Origin of the sequence: Streptomyces sp. E2N166 (assembly GCF_003671715.1) — a bacterium.
In the GTDB taxonomy this organism is placed as follows: Bacteria; Actinomycetota; Actinomycetes; order Streptomycetales; family Streptomycetaceae; genus Streptomyces; species Streptomyces thinghirensis.
The window spans coordinates 74,037-76,096 of sequence record NZ_RAIF01000012.1; the positions used below are offsets into that span (position 1 = coordinate 74,037).

The 2,060-nt window shown below is 76.9% G+C and carries 2 protein-coding genes; both read left to right on the forward strand.

Annotation, left to right across the window (positions count from 1 at the left end; all coding sequences use genetic code 11):
* A partial coding sequence (locus EBH09_RS07950; protein ID WP_238697235.1) for a sirohydrochlorin chelatase occupies positions 1 to 816 on the forward strand: 816 nt, incomplete at its 5' end.
* Positions 788 to 1,870, forward strand: coding sequence for an Rv2231c family pyridoxal phosphate-dependent protein CobC (gene cobC / locus EBH09_RS07955; protein ID WP_238697236.1), 1,083 nt, complete (start codon positions 788 to 790; stop codon positions 1,868 to 1,870). The genes EBH09_RS07950 and cobC, both read left to right, overlap by 29 nt.
* The last annotated feature ends 190 nt before the right edge of the window (positions 1,871 to 2,060 follow it).

Genomic DNA, 2,060 nt, shown 5'->3' on the forward strand with positions numbered 1-2,060 from the left:
CCCGAACTGCCCGTCGCGGGCGGCTTCATCGAGCTGTCCCCGCCGCCGCTGGGCGAGGCGGTCGCCGAGCTGGTCGAGCGCGGTGTGCGCCGGTTCGCCGCGGTGCCGCTGATGCTGGTGTCCGCCGGGCACGCCAAGGGGGACATCCCGGCGGCGCTCTCCCGCGAGAAGGAACGGCACCCCGGCATCTCGTACACGTACGGGCGTCCGCTGGGCCCGCACCCGGCGCTGCTGCGGGTGCTGGAGCGGCGGCTGGCTCAGGCGGTCGACCCGTCCTGGGACCCCGCCGAGGTGACCGTGCTGCTGGTCGGGCGCGGGTCGACGGACCCGGACGCCAACGCCGAGGTGTTCAAGGCGGCGCGGCTGCTGTGGGAGGGGCGCGGGTACGCGGCCGTGGAGACGGCGTTCGTGTCGCTGGCGAAGCCGGACGTGCCGGGCGGCCTGGACCGGTGTGTGCGGCTGGGGGCGCGGCGGGTCGTGGTCCTGCCGTACTTCCTGTTCACCGGCATCCTCCCGGACCGGGTCCGGCACCAGACCGAGGAGTGGGCCGCCGCGCACCCGGAGACCGAGGTCCGGTCGGCCGATGTGATCGGGCCGGAACCGGAGCTGCTCGACCTGGTGTGGGAGCGGTACGAGGAGGCCGTCAAGGGCGATCTCCGGATGAACTGCGACTCGTGCGTGTACCGGATCGCGCTGCCGGGGTTCGAGGACAAGGTGGGACTGCCGCAGCAGCCGCACTTCCACCCCGACGACGACGGCCATCACCACCACGGGCACCATCACGGGCATGGCCACGCGCACTCCCATGCACACTGAGGCCGCCGGTCCTGATCTGCGGCACCACGGGGACGCCGAGGTCCGCGACGACGGCTCGGCCCTGGTGGACCTCGCGGTGAACGTCCGCGCGGACACGCCCCCGGCCTGGCTGCGCGAGCACGTCGCCGCCTCGCTCGGCTCCCTCGCGGTCTACCCGGACGGGCGGGCCGCGCGTGCGGCGGTGGCGGCGCGGCACGGGCTGCCGGTGGAGCGGGTGCTGCTGACGGCGGGTGCGGCGGAGGCGTTCGTGCTGCTGGCGCGCGCGCTGAAGGTGCGCCGGCCGGTCGTGGTGCATCCTCAGTTCACGGAGCCGGAGGCGGCGCTGCGGGACGCGGGGCACACGGTCGACCGGGTGCTGCTGCGGGAGGCGGACGGCTTCCGGCTGGACCCGGCGGCGGTCCCGGAGGACGCCGACCTGGTGGTGATCGGCAACCCGACGAACCCGACGTCGGTACTGCACCCGGCGGCCACGATCACGGACCTGGCCCGCCCGGGGCGGACGCTGGTCGTGGACGAGGCGTTCATGGACGCGGTGCCGGGCGAGCCGGAGGCGCTGGCGGGGCGTACGGACGTGCCCGGACTGGTCGTCCTGCGCAGCCTCACCAAGACGTGGGGGCTGGCCGGGCTGCGCATCGGATACGTCCTGGCGGCGCCTGAGACGATCGCCGACCTGGAGCGCGCGCAGCCGCTGTGGCCCGTGTCCACGCCCGCGCTGGCGGCGGCCGAGGCGTGCGTGGCCCCACGGGCTCTGGCGGAGGCCGCCCACGCCGCCCACCGCATCGCCGCGGACCGGGGCCATCTCGTCGCCGGGCTGGCGCGGTTCGCGGACGCCGGGGTGCGAGTCGTCGCCCCCGCCGAGGGCCCCTTCGTCCTCGTCCGCCTCCCGCACGCCGCCGCCGTACGCCACCGGCTGCGCGGCCTCGGCTACGCGGTGCGGCGCGGGGACACGTTCCCGGGGCTGAGCGAGGAGTGGCTGCGCCTGGCGGTACGGGACCGGACGACGACGGACGGCTTCCTGCGCGCCCTGGGGCGGACGGTGGCGGAACCGGCCTGACGCGAGGCGGCCGGTCCTGCCCCGGGGCCCTCTCGACGCGCGCCGCCGCGCCCGGCGGGCCATCCGGGGACGGGTCCGCGCGAGTCCGGCTCACCCCGGCCCGGCGCGCCCGTGCGGTGGGCAGCCGCGCCCACGGCGAGCCGGAGCCACGGGACCGGCGTGCTCGGGCCGCTCCCCGGCGCCCCCAGAC